The organism is Macrococcus bovicus, from assembly GCF_030376725.1.
In the GTDB taxonomy this organism is placed as follows: domain Bacteria; phylum Bacillota; class Bacilli; order Staphylococcales; family Staphylococcaceae; genus Macrococcus; species Macrococcus bovicus.
Genome location: NZ_CP128469.1, coordinates 18,073 through 34,480 on the forward strand (window position 1 = coordinate 18,073; position 16,408 = coordinate 34,480).

20 protein-coding genes and 1 pseudogene are annotated in these 16,408 nt (G+C 31.0%); 8 read left to right on the forward strand and 13 right to left on the reverse strand.

Going from position 1 to position 16,408, the window contains the following annotated elements; genetic code table 11:
- Window positions 1-153: 153 nt before the first annotated feature.
- Window positions 154-405: pseudogene (locus QSV55_RS00155) on the reverse strand (hypothetical protein); the annotation flags it as partial.
- A gap of 285 nt (window positions 406-690) precedes the next feature.
- Here QSV55_RS00155 and QSV55_RS00160 point away from each other — a divergent pair.
- Both QSV55_RS00160 and QSV55_RS00165 read left to right on the forward strand, forming a co-directional pair.
- A complete protein-coding gene (locus QSV55_RS00160; protein WP_289649434.1) occupies window positions 691-984 on the forward strand; it encodes a hypothetical protein in 294 nt (97 codons plus the stop codon).
- 35 nt (window positions 985-1,019) lie between these two features.
- Window positions 1,020-1,595: a recombinase family protein gene (locus QSV55_RS00165; RefSeq protein ID WP_289649435.1), complete on the forward strand. Its 576-nt coding sequence runs from the start codon at window positions 1,020-1,022 to the stop codon at window positions 1,593-1,595.
- 294 nt (window positions 1,596-1,889) lie between these two features.
- Here QSV55_RS00165 and QSV55_RS00170 read toward each other — a convergent pair whose 3' ends face one another.
- The 8 genes from QSV55_RS00170 to QSV55_RS00205 are packed head-to-tail and all read right to left on the reverse strand — an operon-like array spanning window position 1,890 to window position 8,875.
- A complete protein-coding gene (locus tag QSV55_RS00170; protein ID WP_289649436.1) occupies window positions 1,890-2,969 on the reverse strand; it encodes a quinone-dependent dihydroorotate dehydrogenase in 1,080 nt (359 codons plus the stop codon).
- A 2-nt stretch (window positions 2,970-2,971) separates the two neighbouring features.
- Window positions 2,972-3,601, reverse strand: a complete 630-nt coding sequence (pyrE, locus tag QSV55_RS00175) for an orotate phosphoribosyltransferase (protein WP_289649437.1) — start codon at window positions 3,599-3,601, stop codon at window positions 2,972-2,974.
- Complete coding sequence (locus QSV55_RS00180) at window positions 3,594-4,604, reverse strand: cysteine synthase family protein (protein WP_289649438.1); 1,011 nt, start codon at window positions 4,602-4,604, stop codon at window positions 3,594-3,596. The genes pyrE and QSV55_RS00180 overlap by 8 nt, the downstream gene beginning before the upstream one ends.
- A 14-nt stretch (window positions 4,605-4,618) precedes the next feature.
- Window positions 4,619-5,800 carry a M24 family metallopeptidase gene (locus QSV55_RS00185; RefSeq protein WP_289649439.1) on the reverse strand — a complete coding sequence of 394 codons (1,182 nt, stop codon included), beginning with the start codon at window positions 5,798-5,800 and terminating at the stop codon, window positions 4,619-4,621.
- On the reverse strand, window positions 5,793-6,191 hold the full coding sequence (locus QSV55_RS00190) for an NUDIX hydrolase (protein ID WP_289649440.1): 399 nt from the start codon (window positions 6,189-6,191) through the stop codon (window positions 5,793-5,795). The genes QSV55_RS00185 and QSV55_RS00190 overlap by 8 nt, the downstream gene beginning before the upstream one ends.
- On the reverse strand, window positions 6,178-7,578 hold the full coding sequence (locus QSV55_RS00195; RefSeq protein ID WP_289649441.1) for a 4-hydroxyphenylacetate 3-hydroxylase family protein: 1,401 nt from the start codon (window positions 7,576-7,578) through the stop codon (window positions 6,178-6,180). Before QSV55_RS00195 ends, QSV55_RS00190 begins: the two co-directional genes overlap by 14 nt.
- Entirely contained in the window at window positions 7,565-8,296 is a 732-nt protein-coding gene (locus tag QSV55_RS00200; RefSeq protein ID WP_289649442.1) for a ParB N-terminal domain-containing protein, read from the reverse strand. The genes QSV55_RS00195 and QSV55_RS00200 overlap by 14 nt, the downstream gene beginning before the upstream one ends.
- 9 nt (window positions 8,297-8,305) lie before the next feature.
- Window positions 8,306-8,875, reverse strand: a complete 570-nt coding sequence (locus QSV55_RS00205; protein ID WP_289649443.1) for an LOG family protein — start codon at window positions 8,873-8,875, stop codon at window positions 8,306-8,308.
- Window positions 8,876-9,844: 969 nt separating this feature from the next.
- Here QSV55_RS00205 and QSV55_RS00210 point away from each other — a divergent pair.
- Window positions 9,845-10,402: a JAB domain-containing protein gene (locus tag QSV55_RS00210; RefSeq protein ID WP_289649444.1), complete on the forward strand. Its 558-nt coding sequence runs from the start codon at window positions 9,845-9,847 to the stop codon at window positions 10,400-10,402.
- A gap of 116 nt (window positions 10,403-10,518) precedes the next feature.
- On the opposite strand, the gene QSV55_RS00215 is transcribed toward QSV55_RS00210, so the two are convergent.
- Genes QSV55_RS00215 through QSV55_RS00230 form a run of 4 tightly spaced genes read right to left on the reverse strand, consistent with a single transcriptional unit; the run spans window position 10,519 to window position 12,777 of the window.
- Complete coding sequence (locus tag QSV55_RS00215; protein ID WP_289649445.1) at window positions 10,519-10,896, reverse strand: thiol-disulfide oxidoreductase DCC family protein; 378 nt, start codon at window positions 10,894-10,896, stop codon at window positions 10,519-10,521.
- The gene (locus QSV55_RS00220; protein WP_289649446.1) at window positions 10,889-11,761 is read right to left on the reverse strand and encodes an HTTM domain-containing protein; all 873 of its coding nucleotides are present in this window, start codon (window positions 11,759-11,761) and stop codon (window positions 10,889-10,891) included. Before QSV55_RS00220 ends, QSV55_RS00215 begins: the two co-directional genes overlap by 8 nt.
- The gene (locus QSV55_RS00225; RefSeq protein ID WP_289649447.1) at window positions 11,742-12,362 is read right to left on the reverse strand and encodes a DUF5819 family protein; all 621 of its coding nucleotides are present in this window, start codon (window positions 12,360-12,362) and stop codon (window positions 11,742-11,744) included. The genes QSV55_RS00220 and QSV55_RS00225 overlap by 20 nt, the downstream gene beginning before the upstream one ends.
- Window positions 12,363-12,417: 55 nt before the next feature.
- The gene (locus QSV55_RS00230) at window positions 12,418-12,777 is read right to left on the reverse strand and encodes a hypothetical protein (protein ID WP_289649448.1); all 360 of its coding nucleotides are present in this window, start codon (window positions 12,775-12,777) and stop codon (window positions 12,418-12,420) included.
- Window positions 12,778-12,858: 81 nt separating this feature from the next.
- On the opposite strand from QSV55_RS00230, the gene QSV55_RS00235 reads away from it, so the two are divergent.
- From QSV55_RS00235 to QSV55_RS00255, 5 genes are all read left to right on the forward strand, one after another.
- Window positions 12,859-13,026, forward strand: coding sequence for a hypothetical protein (locus QSV55_RS00235; RefSeq protein ID WP_289649449.1), 168 nt, complete (start codon window positions 12,859-12,861; stop codon window positions 13,024-13,026).
- Window positions 13,027-13,252: 226 nt separating this feature from the next.
- Window positions 13,253-14,131, forward strand: a complete 879-nt coding sequence (locus QSV55_RS00240) for a helix-turn-helix domain-containing protein (protein WP_289649450.1) — start codon at window positions 13,253-13,255, stop codon at window positions 14,129-14,131.
- 537 nt (window positions 14,132-14,668) lie between these two features.
- Window positions 14,669-15,271: a hypothetical protein gene (locus QSV55_RS00245; protein WP_289649451.1), complete on the forward strand. Its 603-nt coding sequence runs from the start codon at window positions 14,669-14,671 to the stop codon at window positions 15,269-15,271.
- Between the two features lie 390 nt (window positions 15,272-15,661).
- Complete coding sequence (locus tag QSV55_RS00250; protein WP_289649378.1) at window positions 15,662-15,916, forward strand: hypothetical protein; 255 nt, start codon at window positions 15,662-15,664, stop codon at window positions 15,914-15,916.
- Between the two features lie 194 nt (window positions 15,917-16,110).
- Window positions 16,111-16,344, forward strand: a complete 234-nt coding sequence (locus tag QSV55_RS00255) for a hypothetical protein (protein WP_289649379.1) — start codon at window positions 16,111-16,113, stop codon at window positions 16,342-16,344.
- Window positions 16,345-16,408 lie beyond the last annotated feature (64 nt).

A 16,408-nucleotide genomic window follows, 5' to 3' on the forward strand; every position in this document is an offset into this window, starting at 1 on the left:
TTTTATTTCTTGTTTAATCATAATCAAAGTTGTATAACCTAGGCAGTAAATATAAGCTCCAAAATTATATCAAACCTCCGATTCCTGCAAGTATTGGGGGTTTTTATTAATTCTGGTAAAGAAAGTCGTTCTATTTTTTGTTTGTTTCTAGCCATCCAGAAAATAGGAAATAGGGCAGGAATAACTTGTACAATGATAGGTGAGATGATTAGAAAACTTTCGCTGTTTTATATTCACTGAATTCATATTTATAATCTGGTAAACTTTGAAGGACGAAACATTCATGATTTTCGAACATGTTAAATCTAAAACCTTTTTTCTTTCGGAAAGGCTTTTATTAAATTTTTATAATTCTAAGATCATCAAATCATTGTATTGTTCAATACTAAAACATGGATGTTTTCGATAATATGATTGTCAATATCATATTTATACCGTCATTGTTGCTTCTCTGTTTATTAATACTAAATATAACTGTGGCAATTTATTTTAAAATGATAGAAAATGATATAGCATAAACGAACGTTTATGCTATAAAATATAATGGAATAATACACAAATATGTGAAGGGTGATAGATTGGGATTTTATCCCCCTTTTTTTAAAAACAAATTATTGCATATTTACATTGCATATTCATAGTTGCATCAAATATAATTGATATGAGTTTTGAGATATTTGGAGGAAATATATGTCTATAAATTCAAAATATTATCAAGTGATATTTTTAAGCAAAGAGAAAAGTGAAAATTATCAGAATGATATAAATATCTTAATTGAAAATATACTAAAGAAATTTTCAGTTATTTTAGATGATATTCAAAAAAATCAGGTTACAGGGAAAACGTGTGTATTTTATAGATCTTTATGGGCAATGAAAAATGAACTGAATATACTAGAGGATTTATTTGGTGAAGTTAAAAAACCAAAAAATTTTGATGCAGAACTCTTTAAAATATCAGAAACTTGGAAAAAATTAATATAGAAGAAAAGTTTTTGTACTGAAAGGAAGGTACTTTATTGGCAAAGATAGGATATGCACGTGTGTCAACTCAGGATCAAAAGTTAGATAGTCAAATTGACATGTTGAAGGCCAGAGGATGTCATCGTATTTTTTCTGAAAAAGCAAGTGGTCGTAAGGTCAATCGAACAGAACTAGATAAATGTTTGGACTATCTGAGAGAAGGGGACACACTTGTTATTTTTAAATTAGATAGATTAGGACGTACTACAAAGCAACTTGTCGAACTGTCTCAATATTTTGAAGATAATAAAATTAATCTTGAGATACTGGATATGAAAATTAATACTAATGATGCTTTTGGAAAGATGTTCTTTCAGTTAATGAGTGCATTTGCTGAATTAGAAGCCAATCTTCTAAGCGAGCGTACTAAAAGAGGACTCGAGTCTGCGAGAGCTAGAGGTCACTATGGTGGGAGACGTGGGATGTCTGAAGAAAAGAAAGAATATATTAAAATGCTATATGACTCTAAAAAATATTCAATGAAAGAGATTGCGGAAAAAAATAATATTCATCCTTCTACAGTGTGGAGAGTGGTGAATAATAAATCTTATAAAAAAACAAGGGAATCATAATCAATGGCATATACACAATATGAGTCTCTGCTAGATCAATCTTTTACAGGGTATATGGTCAACTATAATGCAAAATCAGACCGTTTATTATTAACCTATAATCTTTCATTATAATACTTCGGTTTTTATAAAAAGAAGAAGATAATTATTAATTCATTATCTCCTTCTAAAATTTTATAGGTCGCATTATATAGAAGCGAAACACCAATATAAGTAAATTTTAGGTTACTTACTATTACACACAAGACAATAAAAGAGAAGGAGATTACTCTAGTTTTCTGCGAGGTTAAAAGATTAATTATTATCAATATTGCTATTATATATGCTTCCTATCATTTGACGTATACTAGAATACTTCTTATCCTGCATATAATGGATTAAATCTTGATTGATTGTTTTTACTATTGAAGGTCCACTATATACTAGAGATGTATATATTTGCACAAAAGAAGCTCCTGCCGTAATCATTTTAATAACATCGTCAGAATTTGAAATACCACCAGTTCCTATTATTACCAAATTTCTACTGACTTTAGGGTAAATATACTTAATCATCTCTAAATTTCTCTCATATAGAGGTTTGCCACTTAATCCACCATTTTCAGAAGAGTATTTTGAAATTAGTCCTTCTCTAGACTGAGTAGTATTAGAGACTATGATTCCATCAAAGAAACTGTCTATAGTAGGCAAAATTTTATCTAATGAATTGTAGGATATATCGCTTGTTATTTTAATAAATATTGGAACTTCTAAGTTTTTGATATTTTTTAATTCCTTTAGTTTATTAATCAATCGTTTTAGCATCTCTAGATTATGAAAATCTTGTAGTCCTTCTGTATTAGGAGAGCTAATATTAATTGTATAATATGGAACGTTATCGGAAAAAAGATCTATTACTCTTACATAATCATCTATTCTATCAGTAGTGTTCTTATTTACACCCACATTAATTCCAACTGGAATCTGGAACTTAAATTTTTTATAATTTAAGAAGATCTGTTCCATACCATTATTATTAAATCCCATTCTATTGATTATTGCTTGATCCTCTTTTAACCTAAATAACCTTGGTTTTTGGTTTCCATCTTGAGGAAAAGGAGTTACTCCTCCGATCTCTATATGACCAAAACCTATACTCTGAAGTATATAAGCGACTTCACCTGATTTATCAAAACCAGCTGCAAGACCAATAGGATTTTTAAATTTAATGCCGTGTATATCATTTTCCAAGAGTGGAGAATCAATGACAAATAACTTTTTTAATAATTTATGAATAATAGTATAATGCTGAGTTATTTTTAATAACTTTATAGTCCCATTGTGTGTAGTCTCGGCATCTATAAGAAATAATATTTTCTTGATCAATCGATACACGACTAATTACTCCTAAATAAATATTCTTCTAATTTTTTACTCTCAGACATTCTATTTTCACTTCTTAAATTATCTATTATATCGTAGATATTTGATATACTATAAATATTTAAGCTATATTCTTGATAAATGAAATCATGTGCTAAAAGATTTGAATTAATCCCATTCTCTTTTCTGTCCAATGCTACTAAGTAGCCAATAAGCTTCCCTTGAGCTTCTCTAATCATTTCCATAGTTTCTAAGACTGTTTTACCTGAAGTTAAAACATCATCTAATGCTAATACTTTTTTATGTTTTATTTCGGCACCTACAAATTTACTGTTATCACCATATTTTTTTTCCTCTTTTCGATTGAAAACATAGTCCACGTTCATATTATATTTTTTATTTAATACAAAAGTAGTAGCCAAGGAAATTGGAATCCCTTTATAAGCCGAACCAAATAAAACATCAAATTCCAATTGTTTTTCATAAATATAGTCGGCATAAAATTCTCCTAAGTCCCATAATCTAGAACCATTATGAAAAGAACCAAAATTAAAAAAATAGGGACTTTGCCTACCGGATTTCAGAGTAAATTCACCAAATTTTATAATTTCATTATTTACTATATACTCGGAAAAACTATTCATCTGAACACTCCTTTAGCCTTAAGTTATCTATTAAAGTAATTATATCTTCTTCTGTTGATGCGATATTTATGTTTTTAGATTTAATCCACTCTTCATCGTAGATTTGATTAAGATAATTGGTACCAGTGTCAGGAACGATAGCAAGTCCTCTTTGTTTATCTGACTTTCTTAATACTTTTATGGCGGTAGCTATTGAGAGACTAGCTGATCCACCTATAAGCAAACCATATTCTTTAGCAATATATCTGCAAAGTGATATCGCTAATTCATCTGGTACAATACTATATAGATCAATATAATTAAAGTTTATATTACTGCTTTTCCAAGCTAGTCCTGCTCCATTCACCAGATATGACTGTTTATTATTTTCGAATATACAGGAACCTAAAACGTCAGCTCCAATGATCATCTTATCTGGTGAAGTTTCTTTTATTCTTTTAGCTATACCAGTTAAGTGTCCCCCGGTACTAACGGCAGATGTTAAAAAATCAAATTCCTCATTTATAAACTCTAGAGAAGTGTGTTCGTAATGATACTTCTGATTAAAAGTATTTTCGTATTGGTTTGTCCAAAAATAAGTATTGGTTGAATCTTCATCAATTATAGATTTTACTTTTTTTATTCTTGTTTTCTGATAATTACCTGATTCATCTTTTTCATTAACTACGATTACTTCTGACCCATATGCTTTATATAAATTTATAACAGATTGATCCAATTTGGGATCTATAACTAATTTTGTTCTAAATCCTTCAATAGCTCCAAACATAGCTATTGATTTTCCTAAATTACCTGAAGTAGATTCGATAATTATATCCCCGTCTTTTAATAGACCGGTCTCTTTAGAGTATTTCAATAGCCCCCATGCTGTTCTGTCTTTAATACTAAAATTAGGATTGAAATATTCTAATTTTAATGTGAGTTCTTTTCCTTCAGGTATTAATCCCCCTTTTAAGATTACAGTTGGAGTATTACCTATTAAATTAGACATGTGATTATCCATAATATCCTCCAATGCTAAATTAATTGACCATTTGTTTCATTCAATATTATATTACCGTCCTCTTTGATTAATACTAAATCCTCAATGTGTATAGCGCCAATGCCATACTCATAGTACGGAGTTTCAATACATAAGACCATGCCTTCTTCAATTAATTCAGAATTATCTTCTGAGAGTACTGGTAACTCGTAAGGTTCTAAGCCTATCCCGTGTCCGACATGGTTTCTTTTATAATGAGGTATTCCATTGTTTTTCACTTCATTCATGACTAAATTGTATACCTCATTGGCTTGCATCCCTGGTTTAATTCTTTGCATGGCAAGTCTTTGAGCATTTCTTAGAGTATTGAAATAATCTTTATAGCTATAAAGATTAGGATCTTTTGTCACAATTCTTGCTACATCAGACCAATAACCTTCATATACAATATCACAATCAAACCAAATGAAATCTTTATCATTTAGTTTAGTATCATTAGGTTTTCTCTGTCCTCCTACTGATCCTCTTCCAATTTTGATCATAGGAAGCATAGGTAATGCTCCTTGTTCAGTAACATAATTTTTAAATTCTTGGACAATTAAATTTTCATCTAATTGCTCTGTAACAAGAAGGTTCTTTATGTGCATAATTGATCTTTCAAGTATATTAGATGACTCTTTTAATAACTTAATTTCACTATTTGTTTTAATACTTCTAGCTTTTTTTATTAAATAAGAACCAGGAGAGATAACATAGGGAGACAGACGGCTAGCTAAGGTTAAATATTGTAAATGATTTAATCCTTCTTCATCCAATGCAACTGTTGATATTTTGAGCTTTTTTAATAATTCAATCAGTGCATCATAAGATGTTTCATAATTATTTTTAGGATTCGAATAGTCAAATATTTTTAATTCGTCTTCGGTAAGATGATTATACTCTTTTACTTCTCTGTAAAATTTACCGTAAGTGTGTACAATACCTATCTTCGAATAAGAATCAAGTATTTGGTCTATTTCGCCTAATGAATGTACAATGTGTATTTCGTCTAAATTATATCTATGAATAACAGCAAATGTTTCGCTATTGTATGGGCGTAACTGTTTACAAACTGGGAAAAAACCAGTTAAATATTTGAAGTTTTCTTTAGTGGTAGAAATAAATACATCTGCGTTCACTTCATTTAAAAGTTTTTCTAGTTCTTTCTTGTTATACAATTTTGCTTCTCCTTAATTTTTTTTCAATTAATTTAATTACAGCTGGTGCCATTTTATCGTAATCTTCTAAATCAATATACTTTATTTCTGTGATTTCCCCATGAGCCGATATATCATTGAAAGGTTTATTAGATTTAAAACAATTTAATTTTACTTGTTGTTTATTATCAGGATATGCGTCTCCAATAACATCATATAGATATATTAAGTTTTCCGCGTGAATATCTACGTCTAATTCTTCTTTCAGTTCTCTTATTAAGGCGGGTTTTAGTTCTTCATCTTTTTCGATTTTTCCACCCGGTAGATAAAACTTTTCATTGTCTCTTACTCTAACTAATAGTAATTTATTATCTTTGATATCTACCAGACATGCACAGTTATAATCTATCAAGTAAATCACTCACTCTCTCAGTTAACTCTTTTTTAGGGTATGTTAGGTAATGAGTTGCACCAATCCTCATAGGATCTCCTGCGTGATAGTATTCATAAACTTTTTGTCGTTGTCCAAATGCTTCACCCGTCAAATCCCACGCTAAATTCAATAATTTAATACGGTATCTTGCATCACATAAATCAGATGATAGACTTTGTTCTAATATAGTTTTATTTTCATTCATTAGATCTAGTTCTGTAGGGACCGATAACATAGAGCCTGCTGATAATTCTTGAATCAAGTCTACAGCTTTTTTATATATGAAAGGTAGATTATACCTGACTGCTTGTATAGCCTTTATTTCAGGAGTAAGAACTCCTTCTTCTGAGTAACTAGCTTCTTCTTCGCAACTGGAGATTCCAGCTTTAATCAATTCAATGGAACTCGTTAAATATCCTAATTTTTCTTGAATATTAATAAAATTACTAAGACCCAATTTCTCAGCTAATTCAATTGCCACACCTGTAATAAATTCAAGTTTTACAATACCTCTAGTAATATCTTGATGTCCCGTGTGATGTCGTATTTTAGAACTATCGAAGAAACGATTTGAAATATTTATATCTTTATAAACGAAGACTCTCTCCCATGGCACTTTGACATTTTCAAAAATAACATAAGCGTCTATTTCTTCTAAAGAGTTAGAGAGGGGATAGTCAAACTCACTGTAATTATCTTTATTAATCATTTTTCGTGAAATAATTTTAACTCCTGGTGTATTTACTGGAATGGCAAATGCAACAGCAAATAATTCATCTCCTTGTTTAAGTCCGGGCATATTAAAAATTAACAATTCGTCAGCTAAAGGTGAAAGTGTAACAATCATCTTCGAACCATTTACTGTAATTTCCTTATCATTATTTCCAGTAATTTTTACAGCAGCAAAGTCGTGATTTAATTCTCCTAAAGTCTTGCTTCTATCTATCTGTACATTAATAGAAGCATGCGAGACAAATAAATCATTTTCACTTATGTACTTGTAATATTTCTTTGCATTCAAAGAAAAGTCTGTATACTCATTTTGGCCTAAAAACGAAGAGTGTGCTGACAAACTCATAATACCTGGATTCAAGAAATCTGGAGTTCTACCTAACATGCCAAACGATTCTTTAGCAATATCGTAATAAACATCTCTTTTTTTTCTTAAATCTTCTATCGTTTTTGGTTTCAAAAAAGTAACAGACTTTTTAATATTATTTTCTTCAAATGTATGAGAAGGTTTGATTTTCTGCAATTCATAGTACTTTTGAATATAACCGTAGGTTTTATTAAGTATGTCTATCGATAGCACATCTTCTACTCGTTTACCATTGATGTAAACTACTCTTCCATCATTTAATTTCATATTCTAATAACATCCCTTCATATAAATGGATAGTTTCTTCATATTTCCTTAAATTCTTCATTATTTTATCTATATACGATTTGTGAAAACTATTTTCATTTAATAAAAATAGAGGAATACTAACTCCCAAAATTCTGCCACACTTCAGATTGACTTTACTGATGCCTGCAGGTATTCTCGTATTTTTATTTACTAGAAGCTTAATGAGATCTTTGTTAACTTCAGGATACATAATTTTGACACTATCAGAACAATACTCTTCGTTATGTATTCTTTTAAAAGAAGCACATTTATTTAAGAAATCTACAAACTTAGTATACCTATTTAATAATTCGTATGACATCTCTTCACTATTGACGTTTATTTTTATTGTATTTTTGTCTTTTTTGAAATTCAAATCTTTATATTCTTCATTTTCCAAAAGTGGTTGGATGTAATTTGAATAATCATTTTTTGAAATAATATGATTCCAAGTATCTATATAATATTCTTCGCTATTTACAATTTGACATAGTATATACTTATAATTAAGTGATTTTATACACGAATATCTATGTGCTCCGTCCAATACTAGGTAATAGTCATCAACTTTTGTTACGATGATAGGATTTTTCTGGATTTTTTCTTCTTCAATTTTAGTTTTTAAATTATTAAATCTAATTTCTTCAGTGCATTCATGGAGCATTAATTTATCGATTTCAATAAATCCCAGTTTCAATATAGCACCTCAATTCATATATTTATTTGGAAGTTCATGCTTGAAGTCTTTCATTTTACTCAATAATGATTCTATTGATGAATCTATGATAATTAGCTCTTTATTTTCTTTCGGTGCAAATCCTGAATCAATTGAATTATTAATTAAACTAATCAGAGGATTAAAAAAACCAGCTATATTTAAAACTCCTATAGGTTTTGTATGTAATCCCATTTGACTCCATGATAGAATTTCAAACAACTCTTCAAAAGTACCAAATCCTCCTGGAAGTATTAAAAAACCATTTGATAGGTCTGCCATTGTTTTAATTCTTTCACCCATATCTTTTACCTTAATTAGTTCATCAATATCATCATGAGCAATTTCTCTTTCAACTAAAAAATTTGGCATTACTCCTGTTATACTCACACTGGATTTTATAGACTCAGAAGCCACCAACCCCATTAGTCCTACTTTTCCTCCTCCATAAATTATTCCCATTCCTTCTTTTTTAATTTCTGCTATCAAGTCTATAACTGCTTTTCTATACAAGGCATTATGACCATTATTAGAGCCACAGAATATACAAATTTTTTCCACTTTAATCCTCCTTATATACAAATTACTAACATATTAACATATAAATAAAGGGGAAAAAAGTATTGAAAATTTTTAATTTTTAGTTTATGGATAAAAAGCATTAATTTCAATTAGGATAAATTTTTAACTGATTTAGGCAGAAGTCGCCCATCCTCTGTAGGTAGGTGATGAATACCACTCTTTTTAGTTTATGTTATATTTTGAATATTGATCACTATTAATAGAGTAGGTGGAAATTGTGGAACAGTTTAAAGTCTATCGATTGAGAGTATATCCAATGGAAGAACAGAAAATTTTTTACTGAGGCTTTCGGTTGTGTCCTCAAAGTCTATCATTTTATGCTTGATGATCGAATCAAAGTCTAACAAGAAAAAAAGAATGATTCTTCCAAAAAATAAGTTTGTCCATACCTGGAAGGTATAAACAGGAGTTTCCCTTCTTGAAAAAGGGGAGAGACTTTTGCTAGCAAACGCCAATCTTAAATTGAATAAAGCTTAAAAGTACTTCTTTCATGATAAACCCAATCGATTATTGCTGGAATTGAGAATGGAGAAATGAATCCTACTTTATCCTTTTTGACAGAAATAGCGATTCCCACAGATACCGAATTAAAATTAAAATTTGAATATATAACTTAATCTAAGCCTTGCATGATAACTGCAGAAGTACAATAAGACAGTCTCACATAGAGCATATTCGATTGTCTGATTGATTAAGATCAAAATCCAGTTCTCCAACACTCCTAAGCCCTTAAGGTGTGTTCAATTTTTCACTCCTTAGAATAGCATCAAAGTCTCACTGGCCGACAAGTCGGCCGTTCGGCTAGTCAGAGGATGCAAGGCATCACTCCGTTCAGCAAGCTGTCCTTGCATCCCCTGCCCCTTGATGCTCCATTCTACTCCGTAAAAATTAAACGAACACACCTCAAAGAACTTAAGAGTGAGTGTTTGAAAAAAGGAGAAGATAAGGATGAAAAATCACTTAATCAAATTGCTGACAAAAAAAGGACAAGAAGTTGTGAAAGGTCTGTCTGTGGAAATTCTGTTGAATGAGGAATATATCAGTCACATTGAAGGGTTATCAGATACAGATAAAAAGAGACTCATGATTGTCTCTAGACAATTTGATGAACTATCAAAGCCGAAGCAAATTGACAAAATAAAATCCCCTCAATGTGCATATGAAATCATGGCTCCTATCTTAAAAGGAAAACAACAGGAAGAGTTTCATGTACTGTGTCTAAATACAAAAAATCTAGTTATACACAAGGAAATGGTCTTCAAAGGTAGTCTGAATGCTTCAATCGTTCATCCAAGAGAAGTGTTCAAGATTGCAGTCACTCATTCTGCAGCGAATATCATCGTCTGTCATAATCATCCGAGTGGCGACCCGACCCCATCACAAGAAGATATTGAAGCAACACAGCGACTGGCACAATGTGGTCAGTTGTTCGGAATTGAGTTGCTAGACCACATCATAGTTGGAGACAACAGTTTTATTTCCTTGAAAGAAAAAGGTTATTTCTAGCAGAGTGTTCAGCCCCTTCACTAAAAGCAGGGGGCTTTTTCTTTTGCTTCGCTCCATAAAAAGCCTCTGCATGAATCCTGGCGGATCCATGCAGAAGTGCAATAAGAGAAGCACACTCAATCTAGGAATTTATACTGCACTTCTTTAGGAGGTAAGACACAGCTATTCTTATTAAACTTATATCTATGTCGAGCAAATAACTTGTAGAAAATATCCCTTATTTTCTGAGGTATTAATTTAAAAACTTTAAAGAATATATTTATATCGCTAAGAATTTCTATAATAGCGTCACTATAGTAATAAAAATTTGAGTTTTTATAATATAAAATACTATCTATATCCGGTTGGGGTATCCAATTATCGCTAAATTTTTTATATGTTTGAGAATTTAACGTAGCAAAATAAAATTTATTATCTTTATCAAATTTTATTAGAAACTGAATATATTTATTGCAGAATGAACAATCACCATCGAAAAAAATAATATTATGCATGTTTATTCCTCCGAAGTTTTAATTTGGCGATAGAACTAGATAGATTTCTATAAACGTTATCACTAATAAGACTTAAATCTAAAGCAATCATAGTTATACCAAAAGGTACTAATCCCATAAAAATTATAATACTGAAATGAAAACATATACTTCCAATAATAGCAAATATTTTTGTGTATTTATTGAAAAGCATTATAGGAAATAATAGTTGAGTAAAAATTGCTAAGTAAGAAATTAAAGTAATCATAAAAGTAGATTTAACTAACAATTGAGTAATAAATTGGAGTGGCTGCATCGAAAATGAATCAAGGTTAAAAATGTAATAGGGAGCCGTACCGTGGATCCACATATTCCCTCTTGCCTTAGCAAGTCCAGCAAAAAAATATACTGTACATACTTGAAAAATAATTAGAAAATAAAATAAGTTATGCATAGCAATTAGTATTTTATTATTGCTTATTTTCCCCTTGTATAAAGAGAAGTATTGAGCATTTTTAGTAAACAGCATATAAAACAGTATTATTGAGACTAAATTATTACCTCCATCTAATATGTATATATTAGATTGGTATAGAATTGTTATAGTCACGAAAACAATTATATTGAATATATAAGACTCAATACCTAAAATGAAAAAAACAGTTACTATAATACATAAAAAATAAAATAAATCAAAATAATTTCCAAAATCAATATGGTGAACTCTAAGGTATGTAGTAGTCCATATATCTTTTCGGATGGGAAAACAAGAAAGCAATATTATTAAGGTAGCTAACCCAATGCCAATTCTTGCAATACTTAAGCCAATAAGCCCGGCATAACTTTTAGAAATATAATCGATATATTTATTCGTGATTTTTTTCATAACGAGTCTCCTCTATTTCATTTGAAGAAACAATTGGTAAATAAGTAATCTCATACGAACTTTTATCATTTCTTCCATATGACGAAAAGTATTCTGTTTTATATCTGATCTGTATTTTCGAGGGTTTAATTCCATCTTTTTTTAACTCATCATAAACGAATTGATAAATGGAATATACATCCGAATTTTCACGATAGAAAATAATGTTTTCACTATTATGAGGATTCTTTTTATTTACTAAGGAGCTATCTTTTAGAATTGTGTTCTCAAATTGTGTGAGTATTGAATTTTTAAAAAGGTATGGATGAAGATATTGAGTTCTTGAATATTTATGATATTTTGAAGATAAGTCGTACCATTCAGCCTTGCTAATAGTTTGTGAACCAGAAACGAAACGTACATTTAACTTTGTATTAGTACTTACTGGGTCAGGAGCAAATAGATTCCAGTTTTGTTCAAACAAAGGCTTCATATAACTATTGGTTATATTTTCATATTTTTTCGTAAAAGGTGTCACTGGCATATTATATAGTATTGTAAAAATCATATGCATACTTATCAGAGCAGTCATTAAAACAATCAATATATGATTTTTTCTCATATTTTCCTCCCTTATTATTTAAAGGTGTAGACACTTGTCTACACCTTTAAATATATTACCTCGCAAACTCAGCAGTATCTTCAAATCTTGAATTGTCTGTTTGTTTTATACCATAGCATGCGTACGCAGTGTGTTGCATGCCTGCATATGTCTTGCTACCAGATGTTGAACCTGATCCAGCAGCGAGTCCTTTAACAGCATCATATGCGGCACCGCCAACTATACCACCTAGTGCAGCACGTCCAATAGATGCCCAGAAATACTTTGGTTGCGTATCCGTAGTAGTCAATAAGTTATCATCTTTAGTTTCAAAAGTTCCGATAGTTGTACTGGCTTCAGCAGAGTTATATGAAAAAGATGAAATGATAGTTAAAAGTAGAGCAATGGTTATAAGTGCTAGAACTCCCTTTTTCATGAATTTTCACCTCCTTTCAATGAAAATATATCCTATTTATGTTAAAATTTATCATGAAATGATATATGAGGAGTGTATAAGATGAAAAATATAATATTTTATATTTTGTTGTTATTAGGTTTTTTGTATTCAGTAAACTTATTAATCACTAGCGAAAACGTAATTCAAAAATTTATTATTGTTGTATTGTTAATAATGGCTATTTTTTTAGTGATTAAAGGTTATTATGATGAAAAAAAAAATAATTAGATTCATTTTGTAAAAGGATGTTATAATACATCCTTTTATATTTCATAGGGTAAGCCGGAGGAATAAGATTCTTTGATGTATTCATGTATTTTCACGGGTCCTTGGTAATTATCTAAAGCTAGATTAGGAACTGTGGTAATAACGAGTAATAAACAAAATTTTAAGAAGATTTGTTTTGATTTCATTCTTAATGGCTCCTTTTGTTAAGAGATTTAGAGGGGGAAAAATGAGTAATAAATTAGGAAGTATTATTCGAGCTACAAGAAAAGAAATGAACATGACTCAATGTAAACTAAGTGAAAATATATGTACTCAAGCTACTATAAGCATGATTGAGAAAAATGAAATCTTACCAGGTTTGGAAATTCTATATGCAATATCAATTAAGCTAAAAAAACCTCTTTCTTTCTTTTTGAATGTTATGCAAGATGAAAAGTATTTTCACACAAATACAATTGTTAATGAGATTGAAAAACTGACTACTTCCCATCAATACAATAAAGTATATAAAATTGTAGTAAGGGAATTAACTTATAAAACAAATAATCAGTGGTACTTAGCTTTCCTAACATGGCAGAAAATTTGGTGTAAATATCAACTTAAATATATACATGTTGATCAAGCAATTTATGAATTGAAAAATTTATTAAAAAACAATGAAGAAAATATACTTATGAAAAACTTCTTAGATGATAGAATTTATAATACTATTGCTATTCTTTATGCAATTGCTAAAAAATATGATAACGCTTTCTTATATTTTAAAAAAATTAAGATACCTCAAAATTTTCATGATTCTCCGAGACTATCTCAAAATATTTATTTAATTAGAGTGAAGTATAATATAGCTAAAACATACTTTGATAAAAAAGATTTTCAGGAAGCGAAAGTATGTATTGAAGAAGGTATCAAATTATCTTTGCAGATGGAAAATATGTCTTTTATAGGAAATTTTTATTACTATGATGGTTTAATAAAAGAAAACTTAAACTATTCATTCGAAGAAATTAGTGATTCATATAAACGGGCAGAGTTTTTCTTCAAAATACTAAATAGGGATAAATACCTAATTATATTAAAAAAGGAAAAGTGTAACTATCTGTAATTAATTATATCCAAATGCTATATAAAAAAATCCTTTATAAGTATTCTTATATTTATTTCTATTAAATATGAATAAATAATACATAATCAATATTTATAACCGCCTAAATCTTCTCTTTTTCTAAAGGTATTTAAACTCTTAAGCTATAAAAAGCTCTGCATATGCAGGGCTTTTCCTTTTGCTTCGCTCCATAAAAAGCCCTGGCATGAATCCTGGCGGATCCATGCAGAAGTACAATGAGACAATCTCACATAAAGCATGTTCGATTGTCTGATTAAGCAAGTTCAAGTGACAGTTCTTCAACCCCCTCAAGTTCCTGGTCGATGTGTTCAATTTTTCACTCCTTAGGATAGCATCAAAGTCTCACTGGCCGACAAGTCGGCCGTTCGGCTAGTCAGAGGATGCCAGGCACCACTCCGTTCAGCAGGCTGTCCTTGCATCTCCTGCCACTTGATGCTCCATTCTACTCCGTAAAAATTAAACGAACACACCTCAAAGAACTTAAGAGCGAGTGTTTGAAAAAAGGAGAAGATAAAGATGACTTGCCAACTTAGCAACTTGAATTTAGATAGAATCATCAGATTGTATGAGAATTTCAGCCTGAACGAGTATAACGATGAGGAGCCTGTCTCGCTGGTCGATTTCTTCAGAACAAAGTCCCTTCCCCTGGCATACATGGAATGTTCAAATGAGGAGTTTGAACTTCAGGTGAACCTGGACTTAAAAAAGATGGCAGTTGTACAAGAAGTTCAGCGTGGCGGCAGAATTATTCAAAGTTTCATTGGTCATGAATTTAGCAATGAAGAAGAATTATATGAGTTCATGGAAAATCTAGATTACGATGAACTGACAGAAGTAGACATTGACTACGGAAAAATATGCTTTGAGTATGTAGAGAATGAAAACAACTTTGAAGTAATTACAGAGAATGAAGTGAGTAGAATTATCAGTCATTATCAAGAAGATGAAGAATTGATGGGTAGTTATATCTGCAAGACAGATAAAGGGTATATAGCAGTAGATAATACGACACAGGACTGCTGGACTGAGGCATTCAGAACATTAGAAGGAGCCAAAGCCTATATAGCAGGTTTCAGACCTGAATTTGTTCAGGAGATTGAGGAGGAAGTAGCTTCATAAACCAAAGCTCCCGTATTGGGGGCTTTTCATTTTGCTTCGCTCCATGAAAAGCCTGGCCAGGAATCCTGGGGGATTCCTGGCTAAGTGCAATGAGACAATCTCACGTAAAGCATGTTCGATTGTCTGATTGAATCAAGATCAAGAACTTTTTTCGACCACACTTCGGTCTCAGGTCGCTGTGTTCAATTTTTGACCTCATAGAATAGCATCAAAGTCTCACTGGCCGAAAAGTCGGCCGTTCGGCTAGTCAGAGGATGCAAGGCACCACTCCGTTCAGCAAGCTGTCCTTGAATCCCCTGCCCCTTGATGCTTCATTCTACTCCGTAAAAATTAAACGAACACAGCTCAAGGACCTAAGAGCGAGTGTTTGAAAAAAAGGAGAAGATGAAGATGAGAACCAATCTTAAAAATTTGCGTCAGGAAATTGCAGAGGACATTATCCCCGGAAAGTTTGTAAGAGGTAAAAGCCTGCCAGTCGGTTATCTGATACTTGTTCAGTTGTCAGAGAATGAATATGCGGTTGTGAAACATGAGGAAGGTGAAGGCTATCACACCCAGTCTTGGACGCCCCGTAATCTCGACTTTTCGGTGGCACTCGATATCTATAAATCTTATGACTTCTACAAGAATAGAGGCAGCTTGTAATGAAAATTCAAATTAATATAAGATGATTGTATGATAAATTGAGAATGTTATCACCAAAAAGTTAGAGAGCTTTTTCATATGATATTTACTTAAATAGGCGGATATATTGATATTCGTCTATCTAATCGAATTGTCTTAAAAGTTAGTATGTCCTGTGAACTAAATGAACTGATATAAGAACTGGAGGCTTAATTATGTTGTCAAGAAATAAATTATCTGTATTGATTCTATTGTCTATCGCATTGTTCTACTTCTTCGGCTTGCAGGGCGTACTCAGCTTATGGATTATTCCTATCATAGCCGTGGTTGGATTTTTCTTTGTCATTGCACTGTGGAAGATATTCAAGTACGTATTCCTGTCTGGAATAGTGATTGTGGCACTTATCACATTTGCGGTAGTATTCCTGAGAATAGCAATGCTGTTCTGATTGCATCCAATATACAATATGCAACATATTGTATGCTAATAAAGTCATTTCATTCAGGCGACCA